The following is a 16,943-nucleotide window of genomic DNA, read 5'->3' as shown; positions in this document are numbered from 1 at the left end:
CGCCAGATGAGTGTCCGTCCCCTTCCTTTTTGACCCTCATGGCTGCTGCTGCAGCCCTCACTGCCTACGGCGGTGGTGACACCACACTGCGCGTGCAATTCAGTGGCTTGGAAGACCTGGGCACCAGCGCTGTCTATGCAGGCTGAATCATGGTGGACGGCGCCCCCGTCACCACCGGCCGCTTCAGCAGTGCCATGGGCGCAAACAGTGATTCCGGTGGCGCGGCCGCTGGCCTGCTGGCCGCCCCGCCCTTCCCCGGCCAAGACTTCATCAACCCGGCCACCAAGCTGCCGGGCGGCATGGCGGTGATCTCCATCGAGCCCCAGCACGACAACAGCCCTGCGCCCTTCGCGCTCAAACCCCTGATCAACACCAACATCGCCAACTTGGTGGGCGGCGCCAACCCACAGACCTTGACCAACCAAGCGGCCAGCAATGCGCCCACGGGCACCATCAGCATCATTCGCTGAGCGGCCGACAGTACACTCCCGTCAAACAGACGGGAGAAGTTATGGGGATGTCGTTGGCGAGACTGAGGAGGCTAGTGCGTCATGGGGTCTGGCTGTCCGCTTTGGCACTTGCTGCCTGCGGCGGCGGCGGAGGAGAGGACGGTCCACCCAAGAGCATCAGTATGGGCTTCACCATACCCAACTACTCTGCTCAGGCTCTGCACCCTGGCGAAGGACATGTGGTGGTCGGAGGCTATGTGACGGTGCAGAGCGCCTCCGCCGTTTATATAGGCTTGGAGGACCCTAAGGAATTGATCGCCGCTGCTGAAACCACTTTCAATGGCGACCAGTTTTCTTTTTCCTTGCGACTCAAGGCCATGAGCGAGCCTGGCACCTACACCGCTCCTTTGATTTTGCATGCGTGCGCAGACCCGGAATGCAGTCAAGAACTGCAAGGAAGCCCCGTGCAGGCTATGTTGACGTATGTCGTTAAGCCTAACATCAAGATTCAAGCGCCAGAGCCTATGTTTAGAACAGGCGCTGAGCCAGAGCGTGTACAGGTACTGTCCGCGTTCATTCCGTAAGAGGCTCAGCCCGTCATATTGGAGGGGAAGCGGACGACCCAGGGGGTAGAGGTCTCGCTCGACGGAAGCAATTTGGTCATCGTTGGCAAGCAAGTACCCGCCGGAAACTACGACACGACAATGATCATTCGAGGCTCTAACGACTCGAGGTACTACGCCGAATTCACTGTGCCCTACACTGTTTATCCCGTTCCGGGAGGTGAGCATGGGTTGTTGCTGAGCCCGAGCTTCATCACAGAGTCAGTTGAACAAGGGGCTAGAAAGACGGTGACATTCAAGGCCACGCCCCCAACGTGGAGCGACGCACCCCTGCAGCTTCAAATTGTTGACTCCCCGCTCATCGAAAATCTCCAGTCCCTCGGCGGAGATCTCTACAGCTTCGATATCAACGCCGTGTCGCAGCGAGAAGGTGAAATCAGAGGCGGGATTGTTATTCGATCAAGAGCAATGCCTGAGGTGTACTCGCTGAGCATCCTTGGTAACGTCGCTCCTGCGGTGGTGCTGTCAGATGAAGCGCCAAGCATGAATCTGGGCTTGCACACAGTGCCCGGTGATTTTCTGAGGTCTATCGAGGTATTGCGTCCGGACGGCAGTAAGGTGCCATGGACCGCAACTGTGGATAAACCGTGGGTGAAGTTGACTCGTTCCCAGGGCGTGACGGGTCAAGATAGCTTGGGTTTGCAATTTGACCAAACGTTGATGGGCGACCCTGGCTGGAGTGAGGTGGCGACCTTGACCGTCAAATCGAATATGCCGGGTACCCTAGCTCGCAAGTTCACGGTCTACGGCAGCAACACTCTTCCAGTGTTCGACCAAGCTTCTGTCAGCGCCGTGTTTTCAGGCCGATCGAAGTTTTATGTGTCGGGCTATCTGTTGCCGGAGGCATCGTCAATAGACCGACTGCGCGTGGATGGCGCAAGACTCGTGTCTGCAAAGCATGCGACGAATCCACGAATACCTGGGTCTCTGGGGGATTTGTGGCTTGAAGTAGACGAGGCAATGGTGGGGCGGCCGGTCACGCTTTCATTCACAAATCCGTTGGCAAAGACAACAATCTCCTTACCGGTCGTTGATCGCCCAAGGGTATCCATGGCATTTGCGGCCTTGCCGCGGGCAGATTACCGCCCAGTCAGCTTCGGTCGACTAAGTCAGTCCGCATATTTTGCCGGCGGTGGAGCGGTTTGGCGTTGGGAGCATCGCGATGGAACTTGGCAGGTGCCGCAGTCTCGCAGTGTGCCGAACCTGATCGACGCTGCCATCGCACCCACCGAAACAGCCGTCTACGCCTTGCGAGGGAGAGACGTTATCGCCCTCTCCCCAACGACGTTGAGTGTTGAAGCGCAAGCGACGCTAACGGATTCGCAGATCTGGTTTGATCCGACTGTGCCGACACTTGCAAATGCATTGGTGTTTGCCGACGATGGCCGAGCGCAGGCGGTGCATGGTGCAAATGGTGATCTCAAGTCCCATGGCGTTGACTGGTTAAGAGGAATTGAGGGGCCGAGAGTCCAGGCTTCTCAGTGGAGCAATCTGGTGAAAAGCCCGTTCATTTGGACGCCTGGGCAGTCATGGTGGAGTTACCCTGAAGGGGTTGGACCGTCGCTTGTTAGGAGCGCGTCTGGCACGACGGTGATGGTGACTGGTACCACGGGGACGATTAGCTCCATTTTGGGTTGGGGCGAGTTGCCTGTAGGGAGCAGCTATCAGGTTCCTCCTCAGACCCCCGTGATTTCCGTGTCTGACGATGGTCAATTGGCCGTCCAGTCGGATGGGCAAATCCGCATGGCAGCGTTTGGGTGGACCAGCACCAGCCAGTTGCTGCGCGATGTACCGCTTGGTTATGAGGTCGGCGGGTACGGGTTGAGCGGTGACGGACGGGTTGCACTGGTCTACGGTTACCGAAAAGTTCAAGATCAAGGTCAACTCAAAGCGACTGATGCCAAAGCTTGGATGATTGACCTTCGCCAGATCCCTACAGGTGCGGGGACCTTCAAGGTGTTGTCTGAGATACCGCTACCCTCGCCTGTCGGCTGCATTACAAAGCTGGATGTCGACGAGAGTTGCTCGCACAGAGCGCACGTCCAGTTTCTGGTCGGCGATCGGAATGCATTGATCCTTGGTCCACGCGGCATCTTGGCCTTCCCTTTGCCTGAGGTTCCGGCTGTCGGTATGACCTCCACTCGGGTCCCTGCGCCAAAGGCCAAAAGATCGTTGGCGCCGATTCAATGGCCTGCCTCGCGCTGAAGCAAGGGGCTAAAGGGCTTGCTGGCGGCTGCATCCGGTAGCATCCCGCCCATGAGCTTTTTCTCCTCCTTGCCCTTTGAGTGGCAAATCGGCTGGCGCTACACCCGCGCAGGGCGCGCTGGCCGTCGCAATGGTTTTATCTCTTTCATCTCGCTGATCTCGGTGGTCGGCATTGCCTTGGGCGTGGCGGCACTGATCATCGTGCTGTCGGTGATGAATGGCTTTAAGACGGAGGTGCGCGACCGCATGCTGGCGGCCATTCCGCACATCGAGGTCCGTGAATCCAGCGGCACCGGCCTGGCCGACTGGCAGGCTTTGGCGCGCGAAGCCAAGCGAGAGCCCCTAGTCAAGGCCGCGGCGCCTTTTGTCTCCAGCCCCTCGCTGCTGGCCCGTGGCGAGACCATGAACGGCGTGCTGGTGCGCGGCATCTTGCCCGAGGCTGAACAACACATCACGGGCCTGGCCGCCAAAATGAAGGCCGACGGCGTGCTGGACCAGCTCCAGCCCGGGGCTTGGCGCATCGTGATTGGCGTGGACTTGGCCCGCGCGCTGGACGTGAAAGTGGGCGAAACCGTCAACATCATCACCCCCGGCATTCAAATGACCCCAGCCGGTGGCATGCCCACCATGCGCAAGTTCACCGTGGCGGGCATCTTCAATGTCGGGCACTTTGAGTACGACACCACCTTGGTGATGATGCACATCGAGGATGCTGCTCGGCTCTATCGCACCGGCGGCCCGCAAGGCATTCAGCTTCGCCTGAGCGACGTGCATGAAGCCCGCGCCACGGGTTTTCGCTTGGCCGACATGCTCGGCCCTAAAGTCATTGTCAGGGACTGGACGCGTGAGAAAGCCCACTGGTACGACGCGGTTCAGATCGAGAAGCGCATGATGGGCATCATCCTGACGCTGATCGTCGCGGTGGCAGCCTTCAACCTGGTCTCGACCTTGGTGATGACGGTGACGGACAAGCGCGCCGACATCGCCATCTTGCGCACCCTGGGCGCCAGCCCGCGCTCCATCATGGGTATTTTTGTGGTGCAAGGCGCCACCGCCGGCATCATCGGCACGCTGTCCGGTGTGGGCTTGGGGCTGCTGGTGGCCTTCAATGTGGACGTGATCGTCCCCTTCATCGAGCGTCTGCTGGGCGTGGCCTTTTTGCCGGGCAATCTCTATATGGTGACCAAGATGCCCAGCGACCCGCAGTGGGCCGACATTGGCCCCATCACCGTCATCTCTTTGACGCTGGCCTTTTTGGCCACGCTCTACCCCAGTTGGCGAGCCAGCCGCGTGAACCCAGCGGAGGCCCTGCGCTATGAGTAATCAGCACGACATCGTTCTCTCGGCCACCCAGTTGCACAAGCGCTTCACCGAAGGCCCGCTGGATGTGGAAGTGCTGCGCGGCGTGGACCTGCAAGTGCGCCGGGGCGAAACCCTGGCCATCGTCGGCGCCTCGGGCTCGGGCAAAAGCACCATGCTGCACCTTCTGGGCGGCCTGGACATGCCCACCCAAGGTCATGTCGAGCTGATGGGCCAGCGCCTGAGCCAGCTCACCGCAGCCCAACAAGGCGCTTGGCGCAACCAGCACCTGGGCTTTGTCTACCAGTTCCACCACCTGCTGCCCGAGTTCACCGCGCTGGACAACGTGGCCATGCCCTTGCGCATTCGCCGCCAGTCGGTAGCGCAAGCGCGCCAAGCGGCCCAAGCCGCCTTGGCCAGCGTGGGCCTGGCCGAGCGGGTGCAGCACCGGCCCTCCGAGCTCTCCGGCGGCGAGCGCCAACGCGTGGCCATTGCCCGCGCCTTGGTCAACCAACCCGCCTGTGTGCTGGCCGACGAGCCCACCGGCAACCTAGACCGCGACACCGCCGACAAAGTCTTTGCGCTGATGCTGGAGCGCGCCCGCGAAGCCGGCATGGCCTTTGTGCTGGTCACCCACGACAACCAACTGGCCGCCCGCTGCGACCGCCAAGTGCGGCTGGACCGAGGCCAGCTTGCCGCCTGATGTGGATAGACACCCACTGCCACCTCGACGCGCCGGAGTTCGACGCTGATCGCTCGGGCGTGGTGGAGCGCGCAGTGGCCGCAGGAGTGGGTATGCAGGTCATCCCTGCTGTGCAGGCGGCGCACTTTGAGGCGGCTCGTGCCTTGGCGCACACGCATGGCTTGAGCTATGCCTTGGGCGTGCACCCGCTCTATGTCCACCGTGCTGCGCCCGATGAGCTGGAGCAACTGGACCAGGCCCTGAGCCGCTGGAAGGACGACCCGCGCTTGGTGGCCGTGGGCGAAATCGGGTTGGACTGTTTTGTGCCGGGCCTGGACCCAGTCTTGCAAGAGCACTTCTACATGGCGCAGCTCAAGCTGGCCCGCCAGCATGGCCTGCCCGTCATCTTGCATGTGCGGCGCTCAGCCGATGGCTTGCTCAAGGGCTTGCGGCGGCACGAGGTGGTGGGCGGCATCGCCCACGCCTTCAATGCCAGCGATGCGCAAACAACGCAGTTTGTGAGCCGAGGATTTGCTTTGGGTTTTGGCGGTGCCATGACCTTTGACCGCGCGCTGCAGATCCGCCACCTGGCCCGCAGCGTGCCCGACACCGCGCTGGTGCTGGAGACGGATGCGCCAGATATTCCACCCCATTGGCTCTATCGCACCGCCGCCCAGCGCCAAGCCGGCGAGAGCAGCCGCAATGAGCCGGCGGAGTTGCCCCGCATCGCCCAGACTCTGGCTGACCTGCGCGGTTGGAGCCTGGCCCACACAGCCGCCCTCACAACCGCCAATGCCTGCCGCGTGCTGCCGCGCTTAGGCGCCTTGTGCGCCCATGGCTGAGCCGCGTCTCACAGGCTTGGGGCCAGTGGTGGCGCCGCACACACGTTTGCTGATTTTGGGCAGCTTTCCGGGCGTGGCGTCGTTGCAGGCGCAGCAGTACTACGGCCACCCGCGCAATCAGTTCTGGCCGCTGATGAGTGCGCTGCTTGGGCAGGACTTGGTAGGCTTGCCCTATGAGCAACGCTTGGCCGCGCTGTTGACGGCTGGTGTGGGCTTGTGGGATGTCTATGCCGCCTGCGAGCGCCAAGGCAGCCTGGATGCCGACATCAAGGCCGCAGAGTTCAACGACCTGCCGGGTCTCTTGGCCCAGTTGCCGCAGCTCAAGGGCATTGCGCACAACGGGGCCGAATCCGCACGCGGGCGGCGCTTCACCGAAGGCCTGGGCCTGCCGGTCTTCAAGCTGCCCTCCACCAGCCCGGCCAATGCCAGTTGGTCCTTCGAGCGCAAACGCGCAGCTTGGGAAATGGCCTTCAAAGCCTGTCTCTGAACATTTCGTTAGAGACCCTGAGGCTGTCAGGTTTGACAGGGCTCAAGAAGATGGGCCGCAGCGATACTTAGGGAAGAACAAACCCGCAGGAGGACACCTATGGCTGCACTCGCCTATGGCCTACCTTTGAACTTGCCGCGCTGGCTGGCCGAGCACGCCCACCTGCTGCGCCCGCCCGTGGGCAATGCGCAAGTCTGGCAGAACAGCGACTTCATGGTCACCGTGGTGGCCGGGCCAAATGCCCGCACTGACTTTCATGACGACCCGCTGGAGGAGTTCTTCTACCAGTTCAAGGGAGAGGCCTCGCTGATCTTGTGCGACGGCTGTGATTACGAGCGGGTGCCCCTGCGCGAAGGCGATTTGTTCTTGCTGCCGCCGCATGTGCGGCACTCACCGCAGCGGCCTGACCCGAGCAGCCTGTGCCTGGTGATCGAGCGGCGCCGGCCCGTGGGCCAGCGCGATGCCTTTGAATGGCATTGCGCCCACTGCGGCGAGTTGCTTCACCGCACGGCCCTGCAACTGCAAAGCCTGGTCGATGACCTGCCGCCCGCCTTTCAGCGTTTCTACGCACTGCCCGAGTGCGAGCGCCAGTGCCTGAGCTGTGGCCACACCCACCCCGGCCGCGACGTGGCCGCCTGGCACCAAGCCTATACCCAAGCGGGCCACCCGTGAACCCATCCATCCGCATCGACATTCACGCGCATTTCTTTCCACTCTTGCGCCGCAGCGATGTGGCCTGGGCGGGCTGGGCCGACGCGCCCTGGCTGCAGATCGACCGCGATGGCCAATCCGGCCACATCATGCGCGGCGACCAGGCCTTTCGGCCCGTCACCTCTGAGCTGTGGGACGCCCGGCACCGGGTGGCAGCCATGGACGCACAAGGCATTGCCCTGCAACTCATCAGCGCCACGCCGGTGATGTGGGCCGACGTCCTGCCGCCCGGCGTGGCTGCTGAGTGGGCCTTGCGCATGAACGAAGCCGCCCTGGCCTTTTGTGCCGCCGCGCCGCGCCGGCTCAAGGCCTTGGCCCAAGTGCCGCTGCAAGACCTGACCGCCGCTTGCTGTGAAGCCAACCGCGCCATGGCCAGCGGCTGCGTGGGCGTGCAGATCGGCAACCATCTGGGTGAACGCGACCTGGACAGCCCGCACATGCTGGCCTTTCTGCGCCACTGCGCCGAGCAGGGCATTCCCGTCGTGGTTCACCCCTGGGACATGCTGGCCCCCGAGCGCATGCAAGGCTGGATGCTGCCCTGGCTGGTGGGCATGCCCGCCGAGACTCACCTGAGCCTGCTGAGGCTAGTTTTGAGCGGTAGCTTTGAGCGCCTGCCCGCCGACATGCGCCTGTGCTTTGCCCATGGCGGCGGCAGTTTTGCCGCCCTGCTGGGCCGGGCCGACAACGCCTGGCACCGCCGCGACATCGTCCGGGCCGACTGCCCGCACCCACCTTCGCATTACCTGCAGCGCTTTCATGTGGACAGTTGCGTCTTCGACCCACGCGTCTTGCGGCTGCTGGTGGACGTGATGGGCACCGAGCGCATCATGCTGGGCTCCGACCACCCCTTCCCCTTGGGCGAAGCGCCGATTGGCGAAGTGGTGGAGGCCACACCAGGCCTGACTCCCGCAGAACGCGAGGCGATCTTGGGCGGCAATGCACAGCGCTTCTTTGGCTTGGGGTAGCGAGCCTGCGCCGCAGGCTCAGCACACGCCGCTGCCGGACAATCCGCCCAGGCCGATTTGGTCTTTGTGGAGACACCCCGCCATGCCCGCATTCACGCCCGCGCAGTCGCTCTGCGAAACCTCACCCAGCCCCAACCCCGCTGAGCCCAACCGCTGCCAATGGATCTCCGAGCCCGGCGGCCTGACGCAGTTCGGAGCTTATGTGGAAGTGCTTCAACCCGGCGCCGTTTCCGCTCGCCCGCATTGGCACAGCGCCGAAGATGAAATGGTCTATGTGCTGGAGGGCAGCATCACCCTGGTCGAGGGCGACACCGAAACCCTGCTGCACCCTGGTGACGCCGCCACCTTCAAAGCCGGCGTGCCCGTGGGCCACTGCCTGCACAACCGCAGCGCCGCCCCCACGCGCTGCTTGGTGGTGGGCACCCGCGCACCGCAAGACCGCATCACCTACCCCGGGCTGGACCGCGTGTGCGTGCGTGATCGGTCTTTGCCGGATGATCTGTGGGAAGACGGGCAGGGCAGGGCGGTGGAGAGTCCGTTCTGAGATGGCGCTTTGGCGCGCTTGTCTCCCAGCCTGCGTGCTGGGGTGCTTGCGTACGTGCCTGCCTGTGTGTCTGCGTTTTTGCGTTGCTGCGTGCGCTGGCGCAGGCCATGGCCCGGGGCTCATGTCCCGGTGGTCGGCTTGCGCCGACTTCCCAGCGGTGCTCGGTCAAGGGCGTGCGCCGTCAAACGCCCTCCGCTCACAAGGCGACGCCGAATAAGCCCCTCGCAGCGCGCGCATCCTCGACTTCGGGCGGTCTGTGTCGTTGCAAATGCTCGCGATACCTCTGGTATCTCTGCGCTTTGCGCCTAACAGCCCATCCTGAATCGAGGCCCGCACACCTGCGGGGGCTTTTTCGGCGTCGCCCGGCTCGCTATGGTCAAACAATGACGGCGAATATGTTCTTGAAGCGCGTGAATACACGCGCCATGCCATCTCCCTGCGCGCCTCGGCACCTCAAAATCGCCCCGATCCATGGCCTGCACCAGCGCAAGTCCATCGTTGGTGGCCTGTCGAGGCGAGCGCTCGGATGGCTCGGGCTTTGCATCTGAGGAATCTGCGCTTGGTGGTGTAACCTGCCAGATGAGTCTCTGGCCTCCATAGACTGACCCGTGCCACCCCACTCACCGCCCTGGAGACTACCCCGCGACAGGGCTAGCAGGCAGCCAAAGGCGTTCCCATAGAGAGCCGACCGTGAGCCTCGGGCCCAACTGCCGCCAGGGCCGACGCCCAAACCCAGTTGCATCCTCACAGCCAGCCACACATCCACCCGCTAAGACTTCCTTCAGCCCGACCCCCGACCATGACACCCTGTTCACTGCATTTGCAGCTTTCCGGTCATGCGTCAACGCCTTCTCCTTGCCGGTTTAGCCGCAGCCAGCATGGCAGCGCAGGCAGCTACCTCGGTTGACCTGCAAGTGGTCTACTCCGCCCTAGCGGGCAGCCTTGCGTAGGCTGAGCGTGTTTGGCTCGGTGACCGCTTTGAAGCAGCAGGATGACAATGGCAACGGCGACGACTGACGAGGGTAGAGGGTTGTATGCGAATCTTGTTGGCTGAAGACGATGCCCTGTTGGGCGATGGCCTGCGCAATGGCCTGCGCCAGCATGGCTTTCAGGTGGATTGGGTGCGCGACGGCGAAGCCGCCCAGCGCGAGCTGCGCGCCCAGCCCTATGCCGCCGCCGTGCTGGACCTGGGCCTGCCGCGCCTAGATGGGCTGGACGTGCTGGCGCAGATCCGCCAAGCCGGGGTGACTCTGCCCGTGCTGGTGCTGACCGCGCGCGACGGCGTGCCCGACCGCATCAAGGGCCTAGACCTGGGGGCCGACGACTATGTGGTCAAGCCCATTGACCTGGACGAGTTGGCCGCCCGGCTGCGGGCCTTGGTGCGCCGTGCGCATGGCCAGCCCACTGAAGTGCTGCGCGCCTGGGGTGGCGTCACTTTGGACGCCTCGGCCCGCAGTGTGGCCAAAGACGGCCAGGCCGTCACCCTCTCTACCCGCGAGTTTGATCTGCTGCTGGCCATGGTGCTCAACGCCGGCCGCGTGCTCTCGCGCGAGCAGTTGGAGCAGCACCTCTATGCCTGGGGCCAAGAGGTGGAAAGCAATGCCATCGAGGTCCACGTTCACCACCTGCGCCGCAAGCTGGGCAGTGAGCTCATTCAGACTGTGCGCGGCGTGGGCTACGTCCTGCGCAAAGAGGACAATCCTGCTGCATGATCGGCACCTCCTTCTCTCCGCCTCGTTGGGCTTGGCCGCGCTCTTTACAGGGGCGCTTGATGGCCGCAGCGCTGGCCTTGCTGGTGGTGGTGTGGAGTGCGACGGCCCTGGCCACTTGGGTCGATGCGCGCCACGAGCTGGACGAACTGCTGGATGGCCATTTGGCCCAGGCCGCAGCCCTGTTGGTGGTCCAGCAAACCCACGAGATCGAAGAGCTTCTAGAAGATAGCCAAGAGGAGTACCACTCGCTGCGCGGTGTCGACGCGCCCAACTTGCACCGCTATGCGCCAAAGGCTGCGTTCCAGGTCTGGCACAAGGGGCAACTGGTGTTGCGCTCGTCTGGTGCGCCGGCACAGCCCATGGGACCAGAGGGTCGGCACTTCCCTCGGGGCTTCGACACCATTACCTTGGACGGCGAGCTTTGGCGGGTCTTCACCACCCGTGGCGCCGAGCAAGACGTGCAGGTCTATGTGGCCGAAATGGTCGACTCCCGCGCCGCCATTGGCCGCGCGGTGTTGCGCAGTGCCTTTTGGCCGGCCGCCCTGGCCTTGCCGATCTGGGGCTTGGGCCTGTGGTGGGTGATTCGCCGCGCGATGGCCCCGCTGCGCGACCTGAGCAGCACCTTGGCCGGCCGTGCGCCCGATGCGCTGCACCCGGTGGTGTTGGCCGACGATGCCCCGCAAGAAATGCGGCCCATGGTTGACTCCCTCAACGGCCTGTTAGGCCGCATTGCCGGGCTGATGGAGGCCGAGCGCCGCTTTACCGCCGATGCGGCGCATGAGCTGCGCACACCGATTGCTGCCATTCGCGCCCAGGCGCAAGTGGCCTTGGGGGCGCAGGGCGACGCACCGCGCCGCCATGCCCTATTGGCCACGCTCGAGGGCTGCGACCGCGCCACCCACTTGGTGACGCAGTTGCTCACCTTGTCGCGCTTGGAGGCTGCGGGCAAAGCGGGCTTGGTGCCGCTCGATCTGGCCCAAGTGGCCCAACGCGTGTTGGCCCAAGCCGCGCCGCAAGCCCTGGCCAAGTCCCAGCAGTTGTCGCTGCAGGTCGGTGAGGGCGGCGATGATGATGAAGACGCACCGCTGCCTCCCGTGCCCGTGCAAGGCCTGGAAGCCTTGCTGGAGGTTTTGCTGCGCAATCTGGTGGACAACGCCATCCGCTATGCCCCCGCCGGTGCGCAAGTCCAAGTGCAGATTCAGCCCTTGCCCAGTGGTGCCGTGCTTTGCGTCGAAGACAGCGGCCCCGGCATGACGGACGCCGACATCGCCCGCCTGGGCGAGCGCTTCTTCAGGGTGCTGGGCACCGAGCAAACTGGCAGCGGCCTGGGCTGGTCCATCGTGCGGCGCATCGCGGCGCTGCATCACGCAGAGCTGTCGGTGCAGCGCTCGGCGCAGTTGGGTGGCTTGAGGGTGAGTGTGCGGCTGGGGTGAGAGGCGGCCGTGGCAGCGGTTCGAAGCGGTGCCCTTCATCGCCCGAATCGTCCGTTCATGCCCATGCCGCAGCATCTCGTCGCAGCGGCCTAGTAGGCCGCACCCAATGCTTCTACAGTCCAGCCATCAACTCACCGGAGCCTCTCATGTCACTCGCCGAAGACCTCAGCCGTTTGGACGAACTGCACCGCCAAGGTGGCCTGTCTGATGAAGAGTTTGCGCAAGCCAAAGCCAAGGTGTTGAGCCGTGGCGAGACGCCAGCGCGCAACGATGCCGTCGTGGTTCAGGCTTTGAACGGCCTGCGCCGCAGCCGCAGCGACCGCTGGTTGGGCGGTGTGTGTGCCGGCGTGGCCCAAATGACCGGCGTGGCCGCCTGGATCTGGCGCATCAGCTTCGCCCTGCTGGCCCTGTGCGCAGGCAGCGGTGTGCTGGTCTATCTGCTGCTGTGGATCTTTGTGCCTGAAGAGCCCGTCGTCACCATGACGCCGCGTCAGTTGGGCAGCTGATCAAAGGCTCTGCAACACCAACCGGGCACTGGCCGGGTTGGTGGCGCAGACCACGTTGTGCACATCGCACGCCCGCAGCAGGGCATTGATGTCGGGTTCATGAGGTTGCGGTGTCATCGGGTCGCGCAAAAAGATCACCGCCTGGACCTCGCCAACCGCCAAGCGGGCCCCAATCTGCAAGTCACCGCCCAAAGGGCCGGAGAGCAAACACTCCACCTGCAGCCCCACCTCTTTGCACAGCCGCCCACCCGTGGTGCCGGTGGCCATCAGGCGGTGCTGGCCCAGCTGCGGCGCAAACTCGCGCGCCAGCGCCACCAGGGTGTCTTTCATGCGGTCGTGAGCGATCAGGGCGATGTGCATGCGCGCATTGTCTGGCGCCCTGCGCGGGTGTGGGTTTCGAATGGGTTACGGCGCAGACGCTGGCCGCAAGCAAACGCCATCTTGCGCAATGAGCTGCCGAAATGCGGGCGCTGTGCTGGCCCAATCCAGCACATCGACTTTGAAGGGCAGGCTCGCCTCGTCAAAGGCTTCTTTCAGGGCGGCCTCTTGTGCCAAGGGCAAGGGCTGCGTGGTCATCAAGGCCAGGTCGAGGTCAGAGTAAGGCTTGGCTGTGCCCTTGACGCGGGAGCCAAAGGCGCGGACTTCTATGTTCGGCACGTGTCGCGCCAGAATCTGTAAGACCTCTTGCAGGTGATGCGGCAAGAGATCCACGGGGTGATGCCGCTGAGCTGGCATCAGAGCGTGGGGTCCGTGGTGAGCTTGGCGGCCAGAAACTTGGCTTCCTCTAGAAAGTCAGGCGCCAAGGCAAACACCGCCTCTGCTTTGGCTTGGTCGTAGGTGTGGCTGCTGTCGGTCCGGGCTTGCCGGTAGGTGCGCCACATCTCCCAGTCTGAGCGGAGCAAGCCCTTTTCGTTGCCGGTGCGGATCAAGTTTTGGAACGTCGCTTGGTCAATCTCTTCGGGGCTGGCGGCGGTGCTCTCCAGGTGTCTCTTGAGCATTTTGTGGCTCAGCTCGTAGGTGAACTCAAAACACTGGATGACCGAATTTCGCAACTGTTCACGCAGGCCAGGGTCAGCCTTGGCCATGGGCGAGTGGGCGTAGCTGAGGGCTTTCTCCAGCTGAGCGATGGCATTCCTGAAGGAGCTGATGTCAATGGCCATGTCCGTTCCTATTGAGCCCCCAAGGGCCGGGCTTTGCCCGTCCCGGCCCCCTCGGGGGCGCAAGAAAACTTGGGGCGGCCCGGCGTTTGCTTCAAAGAGTTCCCGTTGCCACCATCTTACGTGCAGAGTCTGCGAAGGGCGCTCACCCCGCCCGCGCCATCGCCTCTAGCAACTGCGCCGTGCGCCGCGCCAGCGGCGTGCTGCGGCGCTGGGCCGGTTCAGCCAGGCACAGGATGCTGATGATCTGCGGGGCTTCGATGGGGCGCACGCGCAGGTGCTGCAGGGCGCCGTGGGCGCGTACGGCACCGGCTGTCAAGGCGGCGTGGCCCAGGCCCGCGCGGACGAGGTCGGGAATGACGCCCACGCTGGAGACCTCCCACACCACGTTGAGTTCCACGCCATGCAAGGCGGCTTGGGTTTCCATCAGCTTGCGAAAAGTATGGCCGCGCTGGGGCATCACCAGGGGCAGGCCAGAGAGCTGGGCAAAGCGGATAGGCCCGGCCATGTCTTGGCTGCTCCCCTGAGGGGTCTCTTGGCCGACATCGGCGGCCAAGGGGCTCACCAAGCACAGCGCCTCTTCAATCAAAGGCCGGGTGCTGACCTGGGCCGAGGGCTCGGGGTTGTAGAGCAGGCCTAAGTCCAGCCGCCCTTCAATCAGCCACTCGCTGATGTGCATGGAAAAGCCTTCGATGATGGCGCAGCGGGCCTTGGGCATCTGGATCTGAAAGGCCTGGATCAGCGGCAGCGTCCATTGCCGCGCCAGGCTGGGCGGCAGGCCAATGGCAATCTGCCCGGCAGGCTCGTCGCGCCCGGCGGCCAGCTCGCTACGGGCCACCTCCACCTGCTGCAAGATGGCCCGGCCATGGGCCAGCAGGCGCTGGCCCGCCTCCGTCAGGGCCACGCCCCGGCCATGCCGCAGCAGCAAGGTTTCGCGCAGCTCGGTCTCCAACTGGCGCACCTGACGTGACAGGGCCGGTTGGGCCACGTCCAAGATCAGCGCAGCCTTGCTGAAGCTGCCGGCTTCGGCCACTTGGACAAAGGTGCGGAGTTGGCGCAGGTCCATCAGAGTACTTCCAGATGGTGGGCTTGTGCGCCGTGCACGGCACTCAAGGGGATGCGCTGGTCCAGCGTGGCGAGCTTGCCTTCGTGGGCGACGGCCAGGGCCAAGAGGGTGACATCGGTGAGCTGTTGATGGCCGTGCAGGCGGTCGGCGCGCACGCGCTGCGGGTCCAGCACGCTCAGGTTGCAGGCCCAGAAGTGGTGGACTGCGTGGGCCGTGGAGCGAGCCAAGGCGGACATCACTTGGGCCAGGGGCAGCGCGTTGGGGTAGGCGGGCTGGCTCATGATGCGGAGCATGCCCAGTTGGGTCAGCGTGCAGGTGGCCCAGCCGTGGGGGGCTTGCTCCAGCATCCACTCCACTACGCGAGCGTGATGAACGTGGTCGGGGTCGTGCAGGGCAATCAGCACATTCACGTCGAGCAAGGCGCAGCGTGTCATGTCTTGCGTCCCTCCATCATCCTTGTCCTTCATGGTCTTGCAGGCGCTGCACCAGGTCTGTGGTGACGGGCGACCCGCGCGAAGGCAGGGGGCAGATGCCATAGGCCGCCAGCGGCTCGGCGGCATGGACGGCGCCAGGAACCGTGGGGTTTTGAAAGGCCTGCCGCGCCAGTTCGGAGATGACTTGGCCCAGCGACTTTTTCTCGCGTGCGGCACGGGCCTTGGCGGCCAAGAGCACGTCATCGGCAATGTCCAGGGTGGTGCGCATCGCGGCGTCCTTTCAACGTGATGCGTGATGCTAATGCATCGCGCATCACCGTGTAAACCCGCAGCAGCTATGCTGAATTGTTATAGCAGCTAGTGTCTGACCCGGCTTGGAGCTTCGCCCATCGCCGCCAACAATGCCCCCATGCCAAGCCCTTCCACCTCCGCCCCGCTGCGCTGCATCTCCTCCATGGCCACCCGGCTGTTGCTGGAAGAGTTGTTGGCAGCCTATGCCCAGCACAGCGGCGTGGTGGTGGCGCTGACCTCGGTGGGTGGCGTGGATGCTGCCAAGCGCGTGCAGGCGGCCGAGCCCTTTGACCTAGTGGTCTTGGCCGATGATGCGCTGGCCAAGCTGGCTGCGGCAGGCCATGTGCGCCCCGGCAGCGTGCGCGCGCTGGTGCATTCGCCAGTGGCCGTGGCTGTGCCAGCCGGTCGGCCCACGCCGGACATCTCCACCGAGGCGGCACTGCGCCGCGCCGTGGCACAAGCCGCGCGCATCGGCTACTCCACCGGGCCCAGCGGCACGGCCTTGCTCAAGCTGCTGGAGGGCTGGGGGCTGCTGGCGCTGCTGAAAGACCATCTCATTCAAGCACCCCCCGGCGTGCCCGTGGGCCAGATGCTGGCCACAGGCCAAGTAGACCTGGGCTTTCAGCAGCTCAGCGAGTTGTTGCCCGTGCAGGGCATCACCCGCTTAGGCACGATGCCCGAAGGCGCACAGATCATCTCCACCTTCAGCGGCGCGGTGGCCAGCACCAGCGCTCAGCCTGAGCAGGCCCAGGCCCTGCTGAGCTTTTTGGCGTCGGACGCTGCGGCCCAGGCCACAGCGCGCCAGGGCATGACGCCTGCCTGAGCCCACGGTTCCAACACATCAAGACAAGAGGACACCACCGTCATGATCATCGACGTTCACGGCCACTACACCACCGCGCCCGCTGCCCTGGGCGCCTGGCGCGACTTGCAGATCGCCGGCCTCAAAGACCCCAGCCGTGCGCCCAAGGCCAGTGAGTTGAAGATCAGTGACGACGAGATTCGCGAGTCGATTGAGACCAATCAGCTCAAGCTGATGAAGCAACGCGGCAGCGACCTGACCATCTTTAGCCCGCGCGCCAGCTTCATGGCCCACCACATCGGGGACTTCAACACCTCGGCCACCTGGGCGGCCATCTGCAATGAGCTGTGCTATCGCGTGAGCCAGTTGTTCCCCGAGCACTTTGTGCCGGCGGCCATGCTGCCGCAGTCACCCGGTGTGGACCCTGCCACCTGCATCCCCGAGTTGGTGAAGTGCGTGGAGCAATACGGCAATGTGGGCCTGAACCTGAACCCTGACCCGTCTGGCGGCCACTGGACCAGCCCGCCGCTGTCGGACCGGCATTGGTACCCGCTCTACGAAAAGATGGTGGAGTACGACCTGCCGGCCATGATCCATGTCTCGACCAGTTGCAACGCCTGCTTCCACACCACGGGTGCTCACTACTTGAACGCCGACACCACGGCCTTCATGCAGTGCCTCACCTCTGATTTGTTCAAAGACTTCCCAACGCTGAAGTTCTTGATTCCCCATGGC

At 64.0% G+C, this 16,943-nt stretch carries 21 protein-coding genes; 15 read left to right on the top strand and 6 right to left on the bottom strand.

What is annotated here, in order from left to right:
* The first annotated feature begins 149 nt into the window (after nucleotides 1-149).
* The 13 genes from ACIQ3Q_RS08200 to ACIQ3Q_RS08140 all read left to right on the top strand — a co-directional run bounded on the left by ACIQ3Q_RS08200 (nucleotide 150) and on the right by ACIQ3Q_RS08140 (nucleotide 12,458).
* Entirely contained in the window at nucleotides 150-470 is a 321-nt protein-coding gene (locus ACIQ3Q_RS08200; RefSeq protein WP_396268559.1) for a hypothetical protein, read from the top strand.
* Nucleotides 471-631: 161 nt separating this feature from the next.
* Nucleotides 632-1,033: a hypothetical protein gene (locus ACIQ3Q_RS08195; RefSeq protein WP_396268558.1), complete on the top strand. Its 402-nt coding sequence runs from the start codon at nucleotides 632-634 to the stop codon at nucleotides 1,031-1,033.
* Between the two features lie 72 nt (nucleotides 1,034-1,105).
* Nucleotides 1,106-3,277 (top strand): hypothetical protein, encoded by a 2,172-nt coding sequence (locus tag ACIQ3Q_RS08190; protein WP_396268557.1) that lies wholly within the window; start codon nucleotides 1,106-1,108, stop codon nucleotides 3,275-3,277.
* A 51-nt stretch (nucleotides 3,278-3,328) separates the two neighbouring features.
* Nucleotides 3,329-4,600, top strand: coding sequence for a lipoprotein-releasing ABC transporter permease subunit (locus tag ACIQ3Q_RS08185; RefSeq protein ID WP_396268556.1), 1,272 nt, complete (start codon nucleotides 3,329-3,331; stop codon nucleotides 4,598-4,600).
* Complete coding sequence (lolD, locus tag ACIQ3Q_RS08180) at nucleotides 4,593-5,279, top strand: lipoprotein-releasing ABC transporter ATP-binding protein LolD (protein WP_396268555.1); 687 nt, start codon at nucleotides 4,593-4,595, stop codon at nucleotides 5,277-5,279. The genes ACIQ3Q_RS08185 and lolD overlap by 8 nt, the downstream gene beginning before the upstream one ends.
* Nucleotides 5,279-6,100 carry a TatD family hydrolase gene (locus ACIQ3Q_RS08175; RefSeq protein WP_396268554.1) on the top strand — a complete coding sequence of 274 codons (822 nt, stop codon included), beginning with the start codon at nucleotides 5,279-5,281 and terminating at the stop codon, nucleotides 6,098-6,100. Before lolD ends, ACIQ3Q_RS08175 begins: the two co-directional genes overlap by 1 nt.
* The gene (locus ACIQ3Q_RS08170) at nucleotides 6,093-6,587 is read left to right on the top strand and encodes a DNA-deoxyinosine glycosylase (RefSeq protein WP_396268553.1); all 495 of its coding nucleotides are present in this window, start codon (nucleotides 6,093-6,095) and stop codon (nucleotides 6,585-6,587) included. The genes ACIQ3Q_RS08175 and ACIQ3Q_RS08170 overlap by 8 nt, the downstream gene beginning before the upstream one ends.
* Before the next feature lie 99 nt (nucleotides 6,588-6,686).
* The gene (locus tag ACIQ3Q_RS08165) at nucleotides 6,687-7,259 is read left to right on the top strand and encodes a 3-hydroxyanthranilate 3,4-dioxygenase (protein WP_396268552.1); all 573 of its coding nucleotides are present in this window, start codon (nucleotides 6,687-6,689) and stop codon (nucleotides 7,257-7,259) included.
* On the top strand, nucleotides 7,256-8,263 hold the full coding sequence (locus ACIQ3Q_RS08160; protein ID WP_396268551.1) for an amidohydrolase family protein: 1,008 nt from the start codon (nucleotides 7,256-7,258) through the stop codon (nucleotides 8,261-8,263). Before ACIQ3Q_RS08165 ends, ACIQ3Q_RS08160 begins: the two co-directional genes overlap by 4 nt.
* Nucleotides 8,264-8,345: 82 nt before the next feature.
* A complete protein-coding gene (locus ACIQ3Q_RS08155) occupies nucleotides 8,346-8,807 on the top strand; it encodes a cupin domain-containing protein (protein WP_396268550.1) in 462 nt (153 codons plus the stop codon).
* A gap of 1,034 nt (nucleotides 8,808-9,841) precedes the next feature.
* Nucleotides 9,842-10,519 (top strand): response regulator, encoded by a 678-nt coding sequence (locus tag ACIQ3Q_RS08150; protein WP_396268549.1) that lies wholly within the window; start codon nucleotides 9,842-9,844, stop codon nucleotides 10,517-10,519.
* Nucleotides 10,516-11,952 (top strand): ATP-binding protein, encoded by a 1,437-nt coding sequence (locus tag ACIQ3Q_RS08145; protein ID WP_396268548.1) that lies wholly within the window; start codon nucleotides 10,516-10,518, stop codon nucleotides 11,950-11,952. Before ACIQ3Q_RS08150 ends, ACIQ3Q_RS08145 begins: the two co-directional genes overlap by 4 nt.
* Before the next feature lie 146 nt (nucleotides 11,953-12,098).
* Nucleotides 12,099-12,458, top strand: a complete 360-nt coding sequence (locus ACIQ3Q_RS08140) for a PspC domain-containing protein (protein WP_396268547.1) — start codon at nucleotides 12,099-12,101, stop codon at nucleotides 12,456-12,458.
* On the opposite strand, the gene ACIQ3Q_RS08135 is transcribed toward ACIQ3Q_RS08140, so the two are convergent.
* The 6 genes from ACIQ3Q_RS08135 to ACIQ3Q_RS08110 all read right to left on the bottom strand — a co-directional run bounded on the left by ACIQ3Q_RS08135 (nucleotide 12,459) and on the right by ACIQ3Q_RS08110 (nucleotide 15,383).
* A complete protein-coding gene (locus tag ACIQ3Q_RS08135; RefSeq protein WP_396268546.1) occupies nucleotides 12,459-12,818 on the bottom strand; it encodes a methylglyoxal synthase in 360 nt (119 codons plus the stop codon).
* Between the two features lie 45 nt (nucleotides 12,819-12,863).
* Entirely contained in the window at nucleotides 12,864-13,193 is a 330-nt protein-coding gene (locus ACIQ3Q_RS08130) for a nucleotidyltransferase family protein (protein ID WP_396268545.1), read from the bottom strand.
* Nucleotides 13,193-13,618 carry an HI0074 family nucleotidyltransferase substrate-binding subunit gene (locus ACIQ3Q_RS08125; RefSeq protein WP_396268544.1) on the bottom strand — a complete coding sequence of 142 codons (426 nt, stop codon included), beginning with the start codon at nucleotides 13,616-13,618 and terminating at the stop codon, nucleotides 13,193-13,195. The genes ACIQ3Q_RS08130 and ACIQ3Q_RS08125 overlap by 1 nt, the downstream gene beginning before the upstream one ends.
* Nucleotides 13,619-13,760: 142 nt before the next feature.
* The gene (locus tag ACIQ3Q_RS08120; RefSeq protein WP_396268543.1) at nucleotides 13,761-14,681 is read right to left on the bottom strand and encodes a LysR substrate-binding domain-containing protein; all 921 of its coding nucleotides are present in this window, start codon (nucleotides 14,679-14,681) and stop codon (nucleotides 13,761-13,763) included.
* A complete protein-coding gene (locus tag ACIQ3Q_RS08115) occupies nucleotides 14,681-15,115 on the bottom strand; it encodes a TA system VapC family ribonuclease toxin (RefSeq protein ID WP_396268542.1) in 435 nt (144 codons plus the stop codon). Before ACIQ3Q_RS08115 ends, ACIQ3Q_RS08120 begins: the two co-directional genes overlap by 1 nt.
* Before the next feature lie 16 nt (nucleotides 15,116-15,131).
* Nucleotides 15,132-15,383 (bottom strand): CopG family transcriptional regulator, encoded by a 252-nt coding sequence (locus ACIQ3Q_RS08110; protein WP_396268541.1) that lies wholly within the window; start codon nucleotides 15,381-15,383, stop codon nucleotides 15,132-15,134.
* Nucleotides 15,384-15,524: 141 nt separating this feature from the next.
* Between ACIQ3Q_RS08110 and ACIQ3Q_RS08105 the strand changes: the two genes are divergently transcribed.
* Together ACIQ3Q_RS08105 and ACIQ3Q_RS08100 are read left to right on the top strand one after the other, a co-directional pair.
* Nucleotides 15,525-16,229: a substrate-binding domain-containing protein gene (locus ACIQ3Q_RS08105; protein WP_396268540.1), complete on the top strand. Its 705-nt coding sequence runs from the start codon at nucleotides 15,525-15,527 to the stop codon at nucleotides 16,227-16,229.
* 42 nt (nucleotides 16,230-16,271) lie between these two features.
* Nucleotides 16,272-16,943 (top strand): amidohydrolase family protein (locus ACIQ3Q_RS08100; RefSeq protein WP_396268539.1); only part of this gene is annotated, 672 nt, incomplete at its 3' end.

It is taken from the genome of Ideonella sp. (assembly GCF_044358605.1).
In the GTDB taxonomy this organism is placed as follows: Bacteria; Pseudomonadota; Gammaproteobacteria; order Burkholderiales; family Burkholderiaceae_C; genus Ideonella.
Note: the sequence above shows the minus strand (reverse complement) of the source record. Positions and strands in the feature narration are given on the sequence as shown.